This is a genomic window from Thermococcus peptonophilus (assembly GCF_001592435.1).
Lineage (GTDB): Archaea > Methanobacteriota_B > Thermococci > Thermococcales > Thermococcaceae > Thermococcus > Thermococcus peptonophilus.
The window spans coordinates 135,793-153,534 of the sequence record NZ_CP014750.1 but is presented as its reverse complement, the minus strand read 5'-3'; the positions used below and the strand labels follow the sequence as shown (position 1 = coordinate 153,534).

19 protein-coding genes are annotated in these 17,742 nt (G+C 50.1%); 10 read left to right on the top strand and 9 right to left on the bottom strand.

The annotated features are described in order from the left end of the window. Window position 1: 1 nt before the first annotated feature. From A0127_RS00775 to A0127_RS00750, 6 genes are read right to left on the bottom strand one after another with little or no spacing between them, the layout of a single operon-like run. Window positions 2-625, bottom strand: coding sequence for a chemotaxis protein CheC (locus A0127_RS00775; protein WP_062386640.1), 624 nt, complete (start codon window positions 623-625; stop codon window positions 2-4). After that, on the bottom strand, window positions 622-1,245 hold the full coding sequence (locus A0127_RS00770) for a chemotaxis protein CheC (RefSeq protein ID WP_062386637.1): 624 nt from the start codon (window positions 1,243-1,245) through the stop codon (window positions 622-624). The genes A0127_RS00775 and A0127_RS00770 overlap by 4 nt, the downstream gene beginning before the upstream one ends. Beyond that, window positions 1,235-3,619, bottom strand: coding sequence for a chemotaxis protein CheW (locus A0127_RS00765; RefSeq protein WP_062386633.1), 2,385 nt, complete (start codon window positions 3,617-3,619; stop codon window positions 1,235-1,237). The genes A0127_RS00770 and A0127_RS00765 overlap by 11 nt, the downstream gene beginning before the upstream one ends. A 5-nt stretch (window positions 3,620-3,624) precedes the next feature. Then, on the bottom strand, window positions 3,625-4,692 hold the full coding sequence (locus tag A0127_RS00760; RefSeq protein WP_062386629.1) for a protein-glutamate methylesterase/protein-glutamine glutaminase: 1,068 nt from the start codon (window positions 4,690-4,692) through the stop codon (window positions 3,625-3,627). Window positions 4,693-4,712: 20 nt separating this feature from the next. Next, window positions 4,713-5,075: a response regulator gene (locus A0127_RS00755; protein ID WP_054841141.1), complete on the bottom strand. Its 363-nt coding sequence runs from the start codon at window positions 5,073-5,075 to the stop codon at window positions 4,713-4,715. Next, the gene (locus A0127_RS00750) at window positions 5,076-5,915 is read right to left on the bottom strand and encodes a CheR family methyltransferase (RefSeq protein WP_062386626.1); all 840 of its coding nucleotides are present in this window, start codon (window positions 5,913-5,915) and stop codon (window positions 5,076-5,078) included. 326 nt (window positions 5,916-6,241) lie between these two features. Here A0127_RS00750 and A0127_RS00745 point away from each other — a divergent pair, with 326 nt between their 5' ends. After that, window positions 6,242-7,570 carry a methyl-accepting chemotaxis protein gene (locus tag A0127_RS00745; RefSeq protein WP_231855774.1) on the top strand — a complete coding sequence of 443 codons (1,329 nt, stop codon included), beginning with the start codon at window positions 6,242-6,244 and terminating at the stop codon, window positions 7,568-7,570. A gap of 5 nt (window positions 7,571-7,575) precedes the next feature. Continuing rightward, the gene (locus A0127_RS00740) at window positions 7,576-8,013 is read left to right on the top strand and encodes a chemotaxis protein CheW (RefSeq protein WP_062386618.1); all 438 of its coding nucleotides are present in this window, start codon (window positions 7,576-7,578) and stop codon (window positions 8,011-8,013) included. On the opposite strand, the gene A0127_RS00735 is transcribed toward A0127_RS00740, so the two are convergent. Beyond that, on the bottom strand, window positions 8,014-9,108 hold the full coding sequence (locus A0127_RS00735) for a coiled-coil domain-containing protein (RefSeq protein ID WP_062386615.1): 1,095 nt from the start codon (window positions 9,106-9,108) through the stop codon (window positions 8,014-8,016). A 219-nt stretch (window positions 9,109-9,327) separates the two neighbouring features. Between A0127_RS00735 and argF the strand changes: the two genes are divergently transcribed. The 3 genes from argF (at window position 9,328) to A0127_RS00720 (ending at window position 11,744) form a co-directional block, all read left to right on the top strand. After that, the gene (argF, locus tag A0127_RS00730) at window positions 9,328-10,275 is read left to right on the top strand and encodes an ornithine carbamoyltransferase (protein WP_062386612.1); all 948 of its coding nucleotides are present in this window, start codon (window positions 9,328-9,330) and stop codon (window positions 10,273-10,275) included. 123 nt (window positions 10,276-10,398) lie between these two features. Then, entirely contained in the window at window positions 10,399-10,659 is a 261-nt protein-coding gene (locus A0127_RS00725; RefSeq protein WP_156471130.1) for a hypothetical protein, read from the top strand. A 155-nt stretch (window positions 10,660-10,814) separates the two neighbouring features. Beyond that, window positions 10,815-11,744, top strand: coding sequence for an NOL1/NOP2/sun family putative RNA methylase (locus A0127_RS00720; RefSeq protein ID WP_062386607.1), 930 nt, complete (start codon window positions 10,815-10,817; stop codon window positions 11,742-11,744). Here A0127_RS00720 and A0127_RS00715 read toward each other — a convergent pair. Next, a complete protein-coding gene (locus A0127_RS00715) occupies window positions 11,741-12,724 on the bottom strand; it encodes a hypothetical protein (RefSeq protein WP_062386605.1) in 984 nt (327 codons plus the stop codon). The genes A0127_RS00720 and A0127_RS00715 overlap by 4 nt on opposite strands. Next, window positions 12,724-13,299, bottom strand: coding sequence for a metallophosphoesterase family protein (locus A0127_RS00710; RefSeq protein ID WP_394347088.1), 576 nt, complete (start codon window positions 13,297-13,299; stop codon window positions 12,724-12,726). Before A0127_RS00710 ends, A0127_RS00715 begins: the two co-directional genes overlap by 1 nt. 80 nt (window positions 13,300-13,379) lie before the next feature. Between A0127_RS00710 and A0127_RS00705 the strand changes: the two genes are divergently transcribed. The 5 genes from A0127_RS00705 to A0127_RS00685 all read left to right on the top strand — a co-directional run bounded on the left by A0127_RS00705 (window position 13,380) and on the right by A0127_RS00685 (window position 17,733). Then, window positions 13,380-14,471 (top strand): saccharopine dehydrogenase family protein, encoded by a 1,092-nt coding sequence (locus tag A0127_RS00705; protein WP_062386597.1) that lies wholly within the window; start codon window positions 13,380-13,382, stop codon window positions 14,469-14,471. After that, the gene (locus A0127_RS00700; RefSeq protein WP_062386594.1) at window positions 14,449-15,111 is read left to right on the top strand and encodes a 16S rRNA methyltransferase; all 663 of its coding nucleotides are present in this window, start codon (window positions 14,449-14,451) and stop codon (window positions 15,109-15,111) included. The genes A0127_RS00705 and A0127_RS00700 overlap by 23 nt, the downstream gene beginning before the upstream one ends. A 122-nt stretch (window positions 15,112-15,233) precedes the next feature. Next, window positions 15,234-16,616, top strand: coding sequence for a sodium-dependent transporter (locus tag A0127_RS00695; RefSeq protein ID WP_062386591.1), 1,383 nt, complete (start codon window positions 15,234-15,236; stop codon window positions 16,614-16,616). A 70-nt stretch (window positions 16,617-16,686) separates the two neighbouring features. After that, window positions 16,687-17,097: a translation initiation factor IF-5A gene (locus A0127_RS00690; protein ID WP_062386587.1), complete on the top strand. Its 411-nt coding sequence runs from the start codon at window positions 16,687-16,689 to the stop codon at window positions 17,095-17,097. A gap of 90 nt (window positions 17,098-17,187) precedes the next feature. Further along, on the top strand, window positions 17,188-17,733 hold the full coding sequence (locus tag A0127_RS00685; RefSeq protein WP_062386584.1) for a universal stress protein: 546 nt from the start codon (window positions 17,188-17,190) through the stop codon (window positions 17,731-17,733). Window positions 17,734-17,742: the final 9 nt, after the last annotated feature.

The following is a 17,742-nucleotide window of genomic DNA, read 5'->3' as shown; positions in this document are numbered from 1 at the left end:
ATCACTCATCCCCCTCTTCCTTCACCTGGGCTTCTAACCTCTTCACGAGCTTTTCAAAGGATGTCTCGTCAGGTACCAGATAGAAAAAGCTCTCAAACCCGATGTTCTCCTCATAGAAGCGCGTCTTGAAGAGCATAATCTTGTCAACATTCCTCAGATCCGGCCTGTTCAGTTCCTTTTCGATGTCGTAGAGGGAGCTTATCGGCTTTGGGGGGCTCAGGGAGACCGGCTCCCCAAGGAGCTTTGCAAGTATGTCAGTGTAAACCGATATAAGGATGTTGCCTACCTCGGTTATGGCTGACTTGCCCATTTCGTCCAGCTCTTCCATTCCAGATGGATCCATTCCCATCAGGGCCGCTGACAGGTTTATTGCACTCCTCGTCGGGAACTGGAGAACAGTGATGCCGTTTAGGCCCTCGGTTATGTCGAACGCCACCACAAAGCTCTTTGAGATGCCGTTCTGGGCAAGTGTCTTCAGGAACTCCACCCTGGAGAGCACTTCAACGTCGGGCGGCTCCATCTCTATTGGCCCGCCCACCATCTCTGAGAGTGAGGTTAAGGCATGAGACATCGCTATGTTGGAGGCCTCTCGGAATATGTCCTTGTACCATTCGTTCAGCTTCATAGCATCCCCCCCGTGAGCTTTTCGAGGACTTTAACCATATCTTCGGGTTTTGGGAGAATGAAGAAGTGCTCATCAAACTCAACGCCCTCTACTTTTATCACAGTTCCAAGGAGCATCGTGTAGTCGCAGTACTGGCCGATATCGGCTAAAGCGAAGTCGAGTACCGCCGGGAGGAAGTCAATGGCGATCTCTGGGGGTGTTTGCTCTATCGTGAGGCCAAGGAACTCGCTGAGTGCATTTGCATAGGCGGAGATAAGTATGTTGCCCATCTCCATTATCGCTGACTTAACAATCTCGTCTATCTCCGTGGTTGTCCCCGGCTCCTGCATTATCATTAGGTCGAAGAGCCTTGTGGCGTCGTCGAAGTCCATTATGAAGAACGCATGCCCACTGAACTCCTTTCCAAGGCCAACGTAAACGGCAACCTTGACGTCCTCTCCAACCTTTTCTGGAAGGGTCTTCAGCGATATTATCTCCAGATGGGGCACCTCAATTGTGACGGGGTGCCCAAGCATCTCGCTCAGGGCATCAGCCGCCCTAGATGCCCCTATGTTGAACGTCTCAAGAAGCGCGCTCTTGGTGAAGTCATTCATATTCTTTATGTACTCTTCATAGTCCACCGCCGATACCTCCAAGCAGGCTATTTATGTCAATAATCAGAATCACGCTACCATCACCGAGTATTGTGGCCCCAGCAAATCCTCTAACACTGGATAGCGCCTTTCCAAGGGACTTGATGACTATGTCCTTCTTGTGCAGCAGTTCGTCCACTTTTATGGCAAGCTTCTGGGCCCCGAGATCAACGATAATGGCTGGGAACTCCTCCGACTCTGAATCCGGAAGGCCGAAGAGCTCGTGTAGCGAGACTATCGGGATTATCTCTCCCCTCAGGACTATGACCTCCCTGCCGCCTATGGACTTTAAGTCGCTTCTCTTCACCTCTATCGTCTCAAGGATGTTGTTTATTGGCACGGCGTAGATCTCGTCCCTAACCTTGATGAGGAGAGCCTGTATGATTGCCATGCTTATCGGGAGCTTGAGTATGAAGGTCGTTCCCTTGCCAACTTCGGTCTTGACACTTATACTACCGTTGAGGGCCTTTATGACGTCCTGAACTACGTCCATGCCAACGCCCCTTCCAGAAACGTCCGTGACTTTCTCTGCCGTGCTGAATCCGGGCAGGAAAATCAGGTTTATCGCCTCTTCGTCGCTGAGCTCCGCCGCCTGCTCTGGGGATATCAATCCTTTCTCGATGGCCTTTCTCTTTACTTTCTCTGGGTCAATGCCCCTGCCGTCATCCCTCACGATAATAACCACGTGGCTCCTCTCACGCTTTGCTATCAACTCAACCCTTCCTTTACGCGGCTTTCCGAGCTTTTCTCTCTCTTCAGGCGGTTCTATTCCATGATCTATGGCGTTTCTGAGAAGGTGCACAAGAACGTCGCCGAGCTTGTCCAGGATCGTCCTGTCAACCTCTATCTCGGTGCCCTCCATGATGAACTCGACTTCCTTGCCCTCCTTTCTGGCCAGACTCCTGACCATGCGCGGGAACTTGTTGAAGACCTCCGCAACCGGAGTTAGGCGCATCTGCATTATCTCATCCTGGAGCTCCGCCATTAGCCTAGAGGTAGTTGAGAGAGTCTCAATGAGTTCCCTGTCACCCAGGCGCTCGGCTATCTGCTCAAGCCTTCCTTTGTTGATGACCAGCTCACCGACGAGGTTCATGAGCTTGTCGAGGTGAGAAACGTCAACTTTGATCAGCTTCGACATCTTTATCTTTTCCCTGGGAGTGGGGGCCTGTTTTTTAACTTCTGGTTTCGGCTCCGCTTCTGGCTTTTTGGCTTCTGCCGGCGTTTTCTGCGTTTCGACAAGTTTCTCATGGGGTCTCGTACCTGGCTCGACAACCTCGACATCCGCCACGTCAGGATGCTTTAGAACAGCCTCTTTTATTTCCTCTATGTCTGCACCGGGAGCTATGGTTACTTCGAAGTAATGACCATCTATAATGTCCCCATTCTGGATGTCCGACCTTGCTGGGTTGGTTGAGAGAACTTTGGTTCTCTTCTCTATCTCTTGAAGGACCAAAAAGCTCCTGATGCCTTTCAAGGGAGCGTCCTTCTCTAAAAATATCCTCAAAGTTATTCCTTCATTCTCAGAAGGCTGCCCTTCGACTGTTTCAGTCTCTTCTTCAGTTTTGGCAGGCTCTGGTGCTCCCTCAGCTAGGAGCGTCACTATAACGTCCTTTATCTCAGGATGCCTGCTGACTAATTTCTTTATCTCCTCTGGAGAAGCTTTTGTAACAACCTTGAACTCCAGTTCATCAACGTCGGCGGAGCCGTCTTCTATAATTGATCTCTCGGGCTTTGTCTCGAGGACGTCCCCTATCTCCTCAAGATCGCGGAGGATCAGAAAAGCCCTGACACCCCTCAGCTGTGCGTCTGGGTAGAAGATAGCTTTTACGTGGTAAACATTCCCAGAAACCCCCACGGGAATGGCTTCCTGGGTCTCGGGGGGAACTTCTTCAGTAGAAGGCTTCGAAGGCTCCTTTGGTTTTTCTTTTCCTGCCTCTCTGGTTCCCTTTCCCCCGGTGTACCCTTTCAGCATGGCGTTGGCCTTTTCAAAGAGCTCATCCACGTCAACGTCTCCCTCTTTTCCGGTTTCCTCTATGTTGTCGAGCATTTCCTCTATTGCCTCGATGAACTCGAGTACCAGATCAACGACGTCCGGCGTCGCCTCAACAACACCGTTCCTTATGGCGTCGAAGAGGTTCTCCATTTTGTGGGCGGCCTCGCTGAGCTTCATGAATCCCATCGTAGCAGCGGTTCCCTTGAGGGTGTGGGCATCTCTGAATATCTGGTCTATGCTGGCTCTTTTCGCCCCCTCATCTCCGTTTTTTACAGCCTCTTCAAGCCGTAGAACTGCATTGCTGATGCTATCAATCCTATCACGGGCATCTGACAGGAATTCCTCAAGATATTGGGACATGTCTTCCATAACCCTCACCTCGGTATCTTCCTGAGGGCCATCACTATGGTGTCGGCGATTTTATCAAGCGGCACAATGTAGTCCACCATGCCAGTCTCAGCCGCAGCTTTGGGCATTCCATAGATTATCGACGTCTCTTTGTCCTGGGCTATCGTTATGCCGCCTTTCTTTTTAATAGCAACTATCCCCTCTGCACCGTCCCTCCCCATTCCCGTCATCACGACGCCGACAGTTCTTCTGCCGAAAACCTCTGCAACGCTCTTCATCATCGGATCAGCGGCAGGTCTTACCCCGTGAATTTTCGGACCCTTGTAGAGCTTTATCGTCGGCTTTCCGTTCCTCAGGGTTACCTCCATGTGATAATCGCCAGGAGCAACGTAGGCCCAGTCCTTGTTTACGACCTCCCCGTCCTCAGCCTCCTTAACGTTTATCTTTGAAATTCTGTCAAGTCTCGCGGCAAAGGACTTGGTAAAACCGGGCGGCATATGCTGAACCAGCAGTATGGCAGCATCGAGCTCACCGGGAAGCTTTTCAAACACTTTGAGAAGAGACTGGGGGCCACCTGTTGAGGCAGCTATTGCAACGGCCCTTCTGGCAGGCTCCGCCGCCTTCCTTGCCTTTTTCATCTGTTCCGATAAGACCCTCCTACGTCTGAGCTGGAGGAACCTTCTGGGAACTTTTGCAGCTTCTTTCACTTTGGCGATTATCTCGTCCTTAAGTTCGCGCATGTTTATCGAGATAGACGAAGAGGGCTTGGGAATGAAATCAATGGCCCCATATTCAAGCGCCTTTATCGTTGCATCGGCACCCTCCTGAGTGAGGGCGCTCACCATGATTACCGGAGTCGGATACTTGCTCATAATAAACTTGAGGGCATCAAGCCCGTTCATCCTGGGCATTTCAATATCGAGAGTTATCACGTCGGGTCGCTCGGTTTTGACTTTTTCAATGGCCTCGATTCCATCCCGAGCCTCACAGCAGACCTCAATCTCAGGATCCGATTCTAAGATATCCCTGAGTATCCGTCTCATGAACGCTGAGTCATCAACCACCATCACTCTGATCTTTTTGCCGAAAGGCATGTTACCACCCTAAGTGAAAGTTAAGAGGAGAGAACCCTATTCACCTCCTCTATAACCTTCGGAGCCTGGAAAGGTTTAACGATGTAGCCCTTAGCCCCGCTCTTGAGGGCCTCCATGACCTTTGCCTCCTGACCGACGGCGGTGATCATGATTATCTTGGCGTTGGGATCTATCTTCATGATTTCCTTGACCGCGGTTATTCCGTCCATTTCGGGCATAACTATGTCCATGGTCACCAGATCCGGCTTCAACTGTTTGTATTTCTCAATCGCTTCCTTTCCATTGCTTGCTTCCCCAACGACCTGATGGCCTGCCTGCGTCAGTATCTTCTTAACCAGCATCCTCATAAAGGCGGCATCATCAACAACGAGCACGCGTGCCATTCACTTCACCTCCACGTTCTTCCTTTTCACGTAGATACGGGCGACTAGGTCGTAGAGTTTAAACAGCCGGGCAGCACTGCCCAGAATCGTCTCGGTTTTACCGAGAACGAGATAACCGTGATCCTCGAGTGAATCGTACAGCTTTCTAAAGACGCTCTCCTGGGCTTCCTTGGTCATATATATAAGAACGTTTCTGATAAATATCATGTCAAACCCCCTTGGGTATCTATCCGAGAGAAGGTTGAACCGCCTGAACTCAACGTATCTTCGTATCTGAGGCGAGATGCGGTAGTGGTCCCCCATGGGAAGGAAGTACTTCTGTATCAGCGACTTCGGAACACTCTTTTCAACGATCTCCTTAGGATAAACCCCCCTAATGGCGGTGTTCAATGCCTCCCTGTCAATGTCAGTGGCGAGTATTTTGAGCCGGTATCTTTTGAGATCATCTCCCAAAAATTCACTGAAGAGCATGGCTATCGAGTATGGCTCCTGGCCAGTGGAACATGCTGCACTCCAGATTCTTATCGTGGTATCGTAATGTTTGCGTTTGTATTCTATCAATTCGGGGAGGACTTTTCTCTCTATGGTCTTCCAGACTATTGGATCCCTGAAAAACTCGGTGACGTTTATTGCAACGGTTAATAGTAGATCGTCAAGCTCCTGCTTGTTCTTTTTTATGATCCTGTAGTACTCCATGAAATCGTTTATGCCCAGTTTCCTCATTCTGGCTCGTATTCTCCTGAGTAAGTATGAGTCCTTGTAGGCGTTGCTGTCCGCGTTGAGATACTTGAACAGCTCCTGTTTGATGAGCTGATATCCCCTGTCATTGACTTCGTTCACGCCTACCACCGCTCTTGTTTTTCTGATCTGGTCTCCGAGTCTCGATTTGAGGGGGAGTAAATTCAAAGTTGAATTCTATTCATAGTTTAAGGGTTTTCTATTAAAAAATTATTATGTGTATGTGTTTGTGTAGGTGCATATGCAGGCCCTTACCAAGATGGTATTGGGCAAAATTTCAAACAATTAGTACGAAATAAAGGTCGAAAACCTTTTATATTGGGAAGTTGAACAACATCCTAGCGCTTCAGACTAATAATGGCGTCAAAACATATGCTGATAATGTTACCTAGGGATCAGGATTGCTGGATAATATCCAAAAAGTGGTGATGGGAATGAAAGCCAGTACCTTGGGGCTTGTCATAATCCCGCCAATAGTAACAGGGACACTCGCATATTCTGGTCAGGCCACGATGGGGCTCATTGGTGGGATTGGGGTAGGAGCTTTAGTGGCATGGTACGTTGATTCAAGATCCAGAGCATCTGACAGGTACACAAGGCTCAGGGAGATCCTTCGGAAGATGAGCAGGGGGGAGGATGTTTATATACCCCCCGAGCTGGCCGACGTTAAAGAGTATCTCCTCAAACTTAAACCCGACTCTGGAAGCGATACACACGTCCTAATACAGGACTTGAATAGGGTCCTTCAGGGAGACTTAAGCGCCCCAGTTCCAGTTACCTCGGGGCTTTTGAAGGTATACTCTGACGTCAAGACAAGATGGAGGGAAATGTTGCAGGAGATTCAGGAAACTCTTCAAGAGATTCAAGATGCAATGAAGGACATTAAAGAAGGTTCCACTTCAATTGACGAGCTGGAAAACGTCTATGAGAGCCTAACCGACCTCATGAACCGCCTTGAGGATCAAGGAGTTAAAATAGCCGAGCTCAACGATCACATACAGGCCCTTTCCGCGGCTATAGAAGAGATAAGCACGCAGAGCCAGCAGGTTGCTGAGTTCACCTTTGAGTCCGCCAGTGCAGCAGAGAAGGGCAAGGAGATATCCGATGAAGCAGCGCTCAAAGTTGAGAAGATAAACAACGTCAGCAAGGAAATGGAGAAAGCTGTCGCTATACTATCAGACTACTCCGAAAAGATCGGTCAGATAGTCGATGTTATAACGGACATAGCCGAGCAAACAAACTTACTGGCCCTCAACGCAGCGATTGAGGCGGCTAGAGCCGGTGAGCAGGGAAGAGGATTTGCGGTTGTTGCGGACAGCGTCCGTGAGCTTGCGGAACAATCAAGAAGCTCCGCCAAGCAAATTGGTGACCTCATAAAAGAGATGCAGGAGAGCGTTAGTGAAGTCGTGAGCTCAATCCACGAGAATACTTCGGCAACGCAGGAAGTTGCGGAGTCCATACAAGAGCTGATAGCGGCCTTCGACGACATAGCAAGGAGGGCAAACGAGATAGCATCTATGATGAACGAGATCTCCAAGGGAATAGACCAGCAGGCAAACTCAATACAGAGCCTCGTCACCACTATTGACTACATATCTGCCCAAAACTCAGAGGTTGTAGAACAGTCCCAGAGGGCCATGGAAGCGTTGAGCACTGTTATGGATAGGATTAGATCCCTAAAGAGTGGTCTCGGAAACCTCATTTCAAAAATGGGTAACCTTATAGGTATGCTGTCTAATATTAAGGTGCAAAGGTGATCGAAATGGCCGAGATTCAAGTCGTTGCCTTCAGGGTTGGGAACGAGGAGTTCTGCCTTGAGATATCTAAGGTCCGGGAAATAAAAGAAATGATGCCTATAACCAGAGTCCCCAATGCACCGGACTACGTCGAGGGCGTTATCAACCTCCGCGGTCAGATAACCACTGTCGTGAACCTTAAGAAGAAGCTCGGATACTACGACGACGAAGACATAAGCAACAAGAAAATCATTATAGCAGAAGTCAAGGGCGAGATCGTCGGCATAATCGTGGATGCAGTCTCCGATGTCGTCACTCTCACAGAAGATCAGATCGAGCCGACGCCAAAGACCCTCGCGTCGAGAATGGACACCAGGTTCATAAAGGGCATAGCGAAGATAAACAACGGTGAAAGGCTGCTCATAATGGTTGATTTGGACAAGCTCCTCGGAGAGGAATGGTGATCACACACCCAAGTCTCTCAGGAGATCCTCTATTTCCCTTTTCTCGTCTTTTTCTGTTGATGCCTCGGGAAGGTTCTCCCCCAGTCTCGCCATGAGCATTTCGACCTGCTTTTCGAGCTTTCTCAATTCTTCGAACTGATAGCGAAGCTTCTCGTAGAACTCCTTCTCAACAGGGGTAACCGGAACGGGCTCGTTTATCATGCTGGCTATCTCATCAATATCCCCGGCCAGCTTATAAATAAGCTTGTGAATCTCTATGAAACTCCTCTCAGGATTCAGCTCTTTACCGCTTTTCTCGTCCTTCATGGGAAGGTCTAGGCGCTTTACTTCAATTATAACGTCCCTGAACTTTGAGTAAATATCCTCATCAGGAACCGAAACTATAACCAGCTTGCGCAGGTTTTTGAGAAGGCCCAGCAGGTTCTCCTTTAGGGCCAGAAACTCGTCCCTGCCCTTCCCGGTCAGGACGTAGACTTTAGCGATGTCTCTGAGGGACAGGAGAGCCCTCTTCGCTTCCAAAAGGCCGGAGCTTATCTTTTCCGGATCCATTGTAATCGCTGTTTTAAGTATGTCCAGAAACTCCTCAACTTCCTCCTCCTTTCTTCTCTCTATCAGTTCCTCCAGCCTCTCAATCTCCTCTTCGACTTCGCTTAAGAGTTCTTCCTTGAGCTGGGCTTTGAGGTTCTCCCTATCCTCAAGAACAGCCCTGTTAAGCTCAATGAGATCATCTCTCAGCCCTTGTACCTCTTTCTTGAGAGTTTCGAGTTCGTGCTCAATCTTGACGTTTTTGTTCTCAAGGTTCTTCAGGTGCTCTTTGACGAGGTTATCAAGCTTTGCAACCTTTTCGGAGAGGGACTTTATTCTCCACTCCTCGGCCGACCCACTTTCGGTTTTCCTTATTCCCTCAAGTTCGGCCCTCAGTTCATCGATTCTCTCCTGGATTTCCTTCTTGAGATTCTGAAGCTCGTTGAGAGATTCCTCCGTTTCGTCTTTGAGCTCAAAAAAGCGCCCTTTAACTTTCTCAGCTATATCCCTTGCGTAATATATTGCGAAAGCTGATAAACCGATTGCTATGATTGATAAGTACTCTATCATGGTTTGACCACCGGGGCCGGCTTACATCTTCAGATTACAAACTTATCATATTTAAGGCTTAAGGCCTGTTGCCAATATATCTCATAATCGGCTCATGTTTCATAACCATTACATTCAGAAACTGTTTTTATGCCTATATCCAAAAGGTTTCATTGGAGAGTGTTTTTATTCGACGAAAGGGTTATTAAACTCGCTCCGCAGTTCTATACGGTGATGCACATGGTGGTTAGTTTAGCTGGAAGGGACGTTCTCTGCCTCCAAGACTTTACAAGGGAAGAGATCGAGACGATTCTCAAGACGGCCGAGATGATGAAGATATGGAACAAGATTGGAAAGCCGCACCGCGTTCTCGAGGGCAAGACCCTGGCAATGATATTCCAGAAGCCCTCTACGAGGACTAGAATTTCCTTCGAGGTCGGCATCTACCAGCTCGGCGGCTATGGACTCTACCTCAACGCACAGGATCTGCAGCTCCGCAGAGGTGAAACCATAGCCGATACGGCAAGGGTTCTCAGCAGGTACGTTGACGGAATTATGGCGAGGGTTTACGCCCACAAGGACGTTGAGGATCTCGCCAAGTACGCGAGCGTCCCGGTCATAAACGGCCTCTCCGACTTCTCACACCCGTGCCAGGCCCTCGCTGACTACCAGACTATCCTCGAGAAGAAGGGCAGGATTCAGGGTCTTAAGATAGTCTATGTCGGTGATGGAAATAACGTTGCCCACTCCCTCATGATAGCCGGAACCAAGCTCGGCGCTAACGTCGTTGTTGCTACCCCCGAAGGATACGAGCCAGACCCGAAGGTGGTCAAGTGGGCCGAGCAGAACGCGGCCGAGAGCGGCGGAAGCTTTGAGCTCCTCCACGACCCAGTTCAGGCGGTTAAAGACGCCGACGTCATCTACACCGACGTCTGGGCTAGCATGGGACAGGAGGCCGAGGCCGAGGAGAGGAGGAAGATATTCAAGCCCTTCCAGGTCAACAAAGACCTCGTCAAGCACGCCAAGCCGGACTACATCTTCATGCACTGCCTCCCGGCCCACAGGGGAGAGGAAGTTACGGACGACGTCATCGACAGCCCGAACAGCGTCGTCTTCGACGAGGCCGAGAACAGGCTCCACGCCCAGAAGGCAGTCATGGCCCTCGTCATGGGCGGGATTAAGGTCTGATTAAGTTTTGCCTTCTGCCACTTTTTTCCTCTCAATTGTCCTTCCAGAGTTTGCCATTAGGGGGAGTAGCGTTCATTCATCAATGATCGAAACGAGGTTATATATAATGATGATTAGATTATGATGGAGTTCATCGACCGCGAGAGGGAGTGGGGTAAACAGACTCTCCTCGAAGTTCTCTCCGTCCTCCAGGCCATCGAGTTCGCCGACTACTCCGAGAAGACCAGGGAGAAAGCCCTTCAAAAGCTCTCCTCCGCCGTTAAAGAGCTCTCGAGGAAAGACCCCACGCTGGAGAACCTTCTTAGACTCGGCCTCTACACCTACGCGGTCGAGCTGGTGAGGGAGGGAAGGTGGGAGGAGCTAGGCAAGCTCCGGAGGGTCTGAACGCCGGAGCGGCTTCCTCCTTTTGCCCGTTTTATGAAAGTTGACTTTCATAGAAGGCGTGATCTGTGAAAGTGCATTTTCACAAATAGGCCGATTTATGAAAGTGGGACTTTCACAAACGGCGAACCTTTTAAACCCCCTCCCCAACTCCCAACATGCTCGAAAAGTTGTTTTCCCTCGGCTACTCAAAGACCTTCGCGGAGCGCTATTATCAGCTCTGGGGCGAGAGGGCCTTAGCGATAGCTGAGGCCATGGAAAGACCTCTGCCGAGGTGCTTCCGCGTTAACACTCTTAGGATAGAAGTTCCAAAGCTCACGAAGCTCCTCAACAAGAAGGGCTTCCAGTTCAGACGCGTCCTCTGGGCGAGGGAGGGCTTCTGCCTCACGAGGGAGCCGTTCTCGATAACCTCGACCCCTGAATATCTAAGCGGCCTTCTCTACATCCAGGAAGCGAGCTCCATGTATCCCCCCGTTGCCCTTGACCCAAAGCCCGGTGAAGTCGTCGCCGATATGGCCGCCGCCCCCGGCGGGAAGACTTCCTACATGGCCCAGCTGATGGAGAACGAAGGGATAATCTACGCCTTCGATGTTGGCGAGGACAGGCTGAAGGAGACAAGGCTCAACCTTTCAAGGCTGGGCGTTACCAATACAATCCTCTTCCACAGCTCTTCTCTCCACATAGATGAACTAGGCATTGAGTTCGACAAAATCCTCCTCGATGCACCCTGCACAGGCTCTGGAACTATCCACAAGAACCCTGAGAGAAAAGCCAACAGGACAATGGAAGACGTGAGGTTCTGCCAGGGCCTCCAGATGAAGCTCCTTGAGAAGGGCCTGAGTGTCCTCAAAAAAGGCGGCGTCCTGGTTTACTCCACATGCTCCCTTGAGCCCGAGGAGAACGAGCTAGTTATCCAGTGGGTTCTGGACAACTTTGATGTTGAACTTCTCCCCCTTCGGTACGGCGAGCCGGCCCTGACAAAGCCCTTCGGCATTGAGCTGAGCGAGGAGATAAAGAAGGCAAGGCGCTTCTATCCCGACAGGCACGGGACGAGCGGCTTCTTCGTTGCGAAGATTAAGAAGCTCTAGCTCTTTTCCTCCTTGGTTTCCTTCAAAAGCTCCTCTTCAATCTCGTGCAGCCTTTTCTTTACGTCCTCGCTCAGGTGTTTTTCCAGCTCTTCCCTCGCGGCTTTTGCCAGCTCAAACTTAGAGTCGAACTTCCCGAGCTTTATCCAGTCTATCTTCTTCCCTCCCACGAAGACGTCTATATCGCAGAACCTGTTGTAGCCCCTGTATTCGAGACCCTTCAGGAAGAACTTCACCTTTACCGGGTCTTCCCACGTCAGGAGCTTGAGCTTGTAAACGGGAACGCGCATGAACGGCCTAGGATGATCCCAGTCCCAGCCTTCGCCAACAACGAAACCGAGGTCGAGGTCTTCGAGAACCATCATGAGCCTTGAGATGTTCTCTTCGTACCTCTTCGCTGTGTCATAAATCTTTATTGTGACCTCATTCCACTCCGACATCAGCTTGAGGAGGAGCATTGGCGCCTCTATGCTCAAGCGGCGGTATACCTTCAGGAAGTGCTCCCTGACGAGGACTGCACCCTCGACTTCCTCTGGTCCGATAGGACAGGAGAGTCTCTTTCTTGTCACCGCTATAACAGTGTCTCGGGCTTCGCCTTCATCAAGAGCATCCCTAAGCGACATTACTTCGCCGTTGAGCTCCTCAGACAGGAACTTCAGGGCTTCTTCGACTTTTTCAGGAACTCTAAGGAATATTATCGTACTCTCCACGTGGACTTTCTCTATCGGGAGGTCGTTGTTTATGATGGCTGCCAGAACAGAGCGGGCAGAGTCCCTTATTAAAAACCCCACCTCGGGAGGTATCGTCTCCTTCTGCCATTCGGCGGTGACAAAGAGAAGGGTCTCAAACTCACTGCTATCCTTGATTGCCTGATCCGTTGGAATTGGCTCAACTCCGAATATCTTCGTGATGCCTTCGCTGACCGCCTCAGGGTGGGGGGTCCGTAAAAACAGGATTGAAGGGCCGAACCGCATAAACCTCATCACAATCCCCTCCAGAGCTTGTAACCCCTGTGAGTGTCGGTGCCGGGGGGATAACTTATCTTTACAACCCGCTTTGAGGGAAGAAATACGATGTTGATACTTCTGAGGCCGTTTAACCCTCTGGGCATAACTTTGAAGTTGTGGCCGTAGAGCTTGAAATCTGCATTCAATCTTGCAACTTCCTCAGGCTTGTGTCCAAGTGCAAATTTTACTCCCCCTATCTCGACGACGGTGCCGGGTTCTACCACTGAATCCTCGAAATACTCTTTCAGGATCTCCGGATCGTCCTCGTTGCCCGGAACAACGTAAAGCTCCGCCCCTGAGCCTTTCAAAATCCTCGCGAGCTTTCTAACTCCCCCAGCGTAGAGAGGTTTCAGGTCGGGCCTTCTCTCAAGCTTTATGTTGTCAACGAGGTCTCCAGTGTGGACTATGTACTCCGGATGAAGCTCATCTATAAGCTGCGCTATCCTGGGGTAAGCCCTCTCGGGTGTGTCGCTTATGTGGAGCAGGGCCTTTTCATCTTCGTTCTCTCTTCGAAGGCGCTTTCTCCGAAGGAACTCAAGCATAGCGGGCACGGCACCTTTTACTTCTTCGCCTTAATTTACGTCGGGAGACCTTATAAGGCCATGCTTCCATAAGTCAGGATGGTGATATGATGAAGGTTCTGGTTCTAGGTGCGGGCAACGTTGGAAGGGCCGTTGCCTGGGATTTGAAGGATGAGTTTGACGTTTACGTCGGGGACATAGACGACGAGAAGCTGAAGGCAGTTGGGGAGTTCGCCACTCCCCTGAAGGTTAACGCGGTCAACTTCGAAGGACTCGTCGAGGCGATGAAGGGTTTTGACCTCGTTGTCGGGGCCCTGCCTGGAAGGTTTGGCTACAGGTCAATCAAAGCGGCCATCAAGGCGGGCGTCGATATGGTTGACGTTTCTTTCATGCCTGAAAACCCGCTTGAGCTGAGAGAGGAAGCCGAAAAGGCGAATGTGACTGTTATCTTTGACGCTGGCTTTGCACCGGGGCTGAGCCACATCCTAATGGGTAGAATCTGGAATCAGCTTGATACTCTTGAGGAAGGAAGGATATGGGTGGGAGGACTGCCCAAGGATCCAAAGCCCCCACTTTATTACAGAATTACATGGTCACCTAAAGACTTGATTGAAGAATACACTAGGCCGGCGAGGGTAATCAGGGACGGTGCCGTTACTACCGTGGATCCACTGAGTGAAGTCAGGGGGGTCAACATAAACGACATGGGGTTCGAGGCCTTCCTAAGCGACGGTCTGAGAAGCCTGCTGGAAAGTGTAAGTGCCGAAACCCTTGAGGAGTGGACGCTCCGCTGGCCGGGCCATCTTGAGAAGATGAAAGTTCTCCGCGAGTTGGGATTTTTCAGGGAAGAGAACCTAGACTTCACGCTGAAAGTCATCGCTCCCCTCATGAGCTTTGAAAGCCCGGACTTCTCGATAATGTTGGTTGAGGGAGAAGGCGTTGAAAATGGGGAAAGAAAGAGGATGTCCTACCTCCTCTACGATGAGGAAAAGGATGGTTTCACATCGATGAGCAGGGTCACGGGCTTTACCGCGGCAATAATAGCGAGGATAGTGGTGGAAGGAAGCTGCATTTATGGTGTGATACCACCTGAGATACTGGGAATGAGGATAGACACGTTTTCCAGAATAATTGAAGAAATCCGTGACAGGGGGATAATGTTAACGGAGGTGGAGGGGAATGCTTCACCTGATAATAGCTGAGGCGGAGCTTGAGCTGGTTCCGGAGAGCATTAGGGATCACCCGGCAGTCGTGAACTACGCAAGAAGACGGAAGAAGAAGCCAGAAGAGGTGATACTGGACAGCACTTACCACCACGCGGCACTGAAGAAGCTCCCGGACGGGGACAGGCGCGGAAGGCCCGACATAGTCCACATCTGCCTCCTCAACGCCCTTGAGAGCATAGCGAACAAAGAGGGCCTCCTGAGGGTCTACGTCCACACGAGAAACGACGAGGTGATACACATAAAGCCTGAAACACGGCTTCCCAGAAACTACAACAGATTCCTGGGCCTGATGGAGAGCCTCTTTAAGAAGGGCGCGGTTCCAGAAGAGCTGGAGCTTTTGAGAATGGAAAAGAAACCACTTGAGTCCCTGCTTGAAGGTATAACCCCTGATACGGTCTTCGTAATGCACGAGGAAGGAGAGCTAATAAGGCCCAGGTCGTTCGGAGAAATCTTAGCTTCCCACAAGAACCCGGCTGTTGTAGTTGGGGGTTTTCCGCACGGTGACTTCACAAGGCCCATTGAGGGAAAGAAAGTCAGCCTGTACCGCGAGCCGCTCATGGCGTGGACGGTAGTAAACGAGATCCTTGTAAACTTTGAGGCTGCCCTCGGACTTTGAACACTCTGGATTAATGTAATCATTGGGTTTAAATTTCTTGATTCCTAATCCCAAAAAGCTTTTATCTTTTGATTCAATTGCTACATGTATCATCAAATATACAGCACCATAAGGTGATAAAGATGAGAAAGATCAATGCACTGATGGCGCTGTTGATAACCGGTTACATCATTGGAATAGTGAACTACATTCTCCTGCCCAAATACAGCATAATTTTCGGCCTTAAGGGGATGATGATAGGAACACTAGTCTCCGTCATTGCCCTTATCCTAATTCGCTCGGAAGTCGAGAGCACTAAAAGGACTAGATATCTGCCCTACGAGTTCATGTTCAAGGTCTCGCGTACTCCGGGGTTAATGATAACGTTTGTTTTGTTCCTTGTTTTCGTCGCGGGGATTACCTCGTATCTCTCAGGATGGGCATTGATATTCCTTCTCGGGCAGGACAGCAGCTTTATAGTACTTCTGGCACTCCTGACAATCCTGATAGCGGCGCTGCTCCTGCTCATGGCAAAGGGCAGAACTGTTGAGCTTCTAGCGGCTCTCTCCGTTCTTGTGATAGTTCTCACACTGGTTTCTGTTTTCCAGATACGCAACGAGGCTTCCTCAGTGATAGTCTCAGAGCAGGCAAAGTTGTACATGGATCATGTGTTCTCACAGATGTGGTCCCTTGACTCCCCCCTTGATGTTCAGGGACTGACTGTCTTCCTTTCTGGAATTATACTGGCGTTCGGTTTGGGCGCTGGCGTTTATTACGTGATCGGAAGTTTTTCCCCAGAGGAGCTGAAGATAGGCAGGGTTTTACTTGGGGTCTTTGTCCTTCAAATAATCCTGAGCATTGCAGCTTCCTATGCCGTTGCTTACTCCCTCGGAGCGTCCTTCCAGGCCTTTGAGAACGCGGTTCACAACCCCAACGTGCCTTCAAAGGAGGTCTTTAGATTCTACCAGAAGTTCCAGATGTTGAAGACCTACACGGAGAACCCATCCGTCTCCGTCTACGACTCAATAAAAACTTTTTACCTAATACCGGCGGTTCTCCTTGAGGTTATCCCCAAATCCCGTGTTCTGGTGTATCTTCTGATGGTTTCTCTCTACTTGGCAGGCTTTACAACGGTGATAGTCCTTATAGAGATGGGTGCCCAAATGACAGCCGAAGTTATCCAGACCAGCAGGAGAAGCGCACTGGCGGTAGTTTCGATACTGAGCCTTGCAACGGCTGCAGTTATAGGGAACGAAACGCTTTTCAAGATCCTTGGTTTTCTCCCCTTCAGCATAATCGGACTTCTGGCGGCCCTTGAAGCCTATCCGGCCCTCAAGGTGCTCCAATCCAACGAGAGGCTCTTAACTGCTCTCGGGGCCGCAGTAATGCTTGTGATAGGACTTGTCTCCCTTTACTATTCATTTACTGGTCCCCTGACAATGAAACTCGCAGCCATTATCGGCCTAATACTATTAGTGCCCGTAGCATTTAACGGCATACTTCTCGGAGGAGGGAGACAGAGGTAGTCCCCCTTTTCAAAAATTTTTTAAATACACTCTCCTATGGAAGCCAGAACGTTTGTGGGAGGTATGTGAGATGGGAGACAAGACTAAGGTTCAGGTCAGCAAGCTCAAGCCGGGCAGGTACATAATTATAGACGGCGAGCCGTGCAGGATCGTCAACGTTACGGTCTCTTCACCCGGAAAGCACGGTTCTGCCAAGGCCAGAATTGAGGCCGTCGGCATCTTCGACGGTAAGGTCAGGAGCATCGTCAAGCCAACCAGCGCTGAAGTTGACGTCCCGATCATCGACAAGCGCGTCGGCCAGATTATCGCCATAACCCCCGACACCGTCCAGCTCATGGATATGGAAACCTACGAGACCTTCGACGTCCCAATAGAGGGCGGCGTTGACGACGAGGTCAAGGATCAGCTCACCGAGGGAATAACCGTCGAGTACTGGGAAACCCTCGGCAGGATACAGATAAAGAAGATCAGGGGCGAGTGATCCTTTCTGTTTTTCTTTCACACCCTTTGGGTTTTAACTTGAAACGAAACTCATTTAAAAGGGCTTTTTCTCCCCGAGCTGGGGGTATTTATGGGCTGGCTTCACGATATCATACTTAGAAAGTTTAACAACATCGCTGGAACCCGTTACGAGGAAATACTCAAGGCCTACGAGAACTTCTTTTTAACCGAGGAGGAGCTAGTGATTCCAGAAATAAACTCTGTTCTCCTGGCCTTTGACAGGTTTTCCTGCAAGGTTTCCGAGGAGGTCTATGAGACAATTTCAGCATTCAACGAAGCAACCGTGCAGGTGGTTTACGTAATCGACGAGGGTGTTCTCAAAATGATACAGGAAACGCTCGGAGAAGAAGCAGCAGAGGAATTTAGGGAAAAAGAGATAGCTTTCGCAGAGACTTTCCTGAGAGACGTTGAGAAGAAGCTGGATGAGCTGAACTTCAAGTTCAACAGAAAAATTGCGTTCGGTGACAAAGCTGAATATGTCAAAGACCTATCCAAGGAGTATGATCTGCTCGTAATTTCCCGTCGGTACGGCTCGGAGGCGACAAAAACACACCGTGTAAGCCCCGTTGTCTTCAGAATAGTCCAGCATGTGGAAAAACCCGTAGTCCTCTACTGAGGTGGTAAA

Excerpts from the sequence above, each read along its gene's own strand:
- A0127_RS00775 (WP_062386640.1), bottom strand. The coding sequence starts at position 625 with ATGAAGCTGAACGAATGGTACAAGGACATATTCCGAGAGGCCTCCAAC.
- A0127_RS00765 (WP_062386633.1), bottom strand. The coding sequence starts at position 3,619 with ATGGAAGACATGTCCCAATATCTTGAGGAATTCCTGTCAGATGCCCGT.
- A0127_RS00760 (WP_062386629.1), bottom strand. The coding sequence starts at position 4,692 with ATGCCTTTCGGCAAAAAGATCAGAGTGATGGTGGTTGATGACTCAGCG.
- A0127_RS00755 (WP_054841141.1), bottom strand. The coding sequence starts at position 5,075 with ATGGCACGCGTGCTCGTTGTTGATGATGCCGCCTTTATGAGGATGCTG.
- A0127_RS00745 (WP_231855774.1), top strand. The coding sequence starts at position 6,242 with ATGGGAATGAAAGCCAGTACCTTGGGGCTTGTCATAATCCCGCCAATA.
- A0127_RS00740 (WP_062386618.1), top strand. The coding sequence starts at position 7,576 with ATGGCCGAGATTCAAGTCGTTGCCTTCAGGGTTGGGAACGAGGAGTTC.
- A0127_RS00735 (WP_062386615.1), bottom strand. The coding sequence starts at position 9,108 with ATGATAGAGTACTTATCAATCATAGCAATCGGTTTATCAGCTTTCGCA.
- argF (WP_062386612.1), top strand. The coding sequence starts at position 9,328 with ATGGTGGTTAGTTTAGCTGGAAGGGACGTTCTCTGCCTCCAAGACTTT.
- A0127_RS00725 (WP_156471130.1), top strand. The coding sequence starts at position 10,399 with ATGGAGTTCATCGACCGCGAGAGGGAGTGGGGTAAACAGACTCTCCTC.
- A0127_RS00720 (WP_062386607.1), top strand. The coding sequence starts at position 10,815 with ATGCTCGAAAAGTTGTTTTCCCTCGGCTACTCAAAGACCTTCGCGGAG.
- A0127_RS00715 (WP_062386605.1), bottom strand. The coding sequence starts at position 12,724 with ATGAGGTTTATGCGGTTCGGCCCTTCAATCCTGTTTTTACGGACCCCC.
- A0127_RS00705 (WP_062386597.1), top strand. The coding sequence starts at position 13,380 with ATGAAGGTTCTGGTTCTAGGTGCGGGCAACGTTGGAAGGGCCGTTGCC.
- A0127_RS00700 (WP_062386594.1), top strand. The coding sequence starts at position 14,449 with ATGCTTCACCTGATAATAGCTGAGGCGGAGCTTGAGCTGGTTCCGGAG.
- A0127_RS00695 (WP_062386591.1), top strand. The coding sequence starts at position 15,234 with ATGAGAAAGATCAATGCACTGATGGCGCTGTTGATAACCGGTTACATC.
- A0127_RS00690 (WP_062386587.1), top strand. The coding sequence starts at position 16,687 with ATGGGAGACAAGACTAAGGTTCAGGTCAGCAAGCTCAAGCCGGGCAGG.
- A0127_RS00685 (WP_062386584.1), top strand. The coding sequence starts at position 17,188 with ATGGGCTGGCTTCACGATATCATACTTAGAAAGTTTAACAACATCGCT.